The organism is Streptomyces sp. SID12501 (genome assembly GCF_010550245.1).
Taxonomy (GTDB): Bacteria; Actinomycetota; Actinomycetes; order Streptomycetales; family Streptomycetaceae; genus Streptomyces.
The window spans coordinates 1-556 of the sequence record NZ_JAAGLU010000350.1 but is presented as its reverse complement, the minus strand read 5'-3'; the positions used below and the strand labels follow the sequence as shown (position 1 = coordinate 556).

Genomic DNA, 556 nt, shown 5'->3' with positions numbered 1-556 from the left:
GGATCGCACCCCGTTGCGCACATGACACGGATGGACCATTTCCGGATAGCGGGCCATGGCCCGGACGCACCGGTCCGGGCCGCCCGGCCGGTTCACTCGGCGATCTTCCCGGCGAAAATGTCCCCGCTTGCGGGCAATGCCACGGTGACCGGGGTGCCGAACCCGTAGAGCATCGTGGTCGAGGAGACATCGATCACGCCATTCTTGACGTACGTGAAACGGTGCCTGACCTTGCGCAGCAGCCCCTCCTCGTCGAGGTAGACGTCGAAGGGGACGCTGTCCTTGCCGAACCCTTTCGCCGCCGCTTCCAGGGCTTCCTTCACCCCGGGCGAGGCACTGCGCGCCGCCGCCCCGATGTCCGTCGTCCCCTGGTAGTGCCACACCTTGGTGCCCGCGACCTCGTCCTCACCGACGTACGTGACGCCCTGCGCGGCGCGCAGCAGCTCGACGGCGGTCAGCGAGTCGAAGCCGAGCTCCTTGAAGGCCCGCCCGGACTCGACGGAGGCCGGACCGGCGTGTCCGAGGACGGCCGCGAACTGCGTACGGACCAGGTCCA

At 68.7% G+C, this 556-nt stretch carries 1 protein-coding gene; it reads right to left on the bottom strand.

Going from position 1 to position 556, the window contains the following annotated elements; translation table 11 throughout:
• Positions 1 to 92 precede the first annotated feature (92 nt).
• A partial coding sequence (locus tag G3I71_RS46160) for an acyl carrier protein (RefSeq protein ID WP_239149781.1) occupies positions 93 to 556 on the bottom strand: 464 nt, incomplete at its 5' end.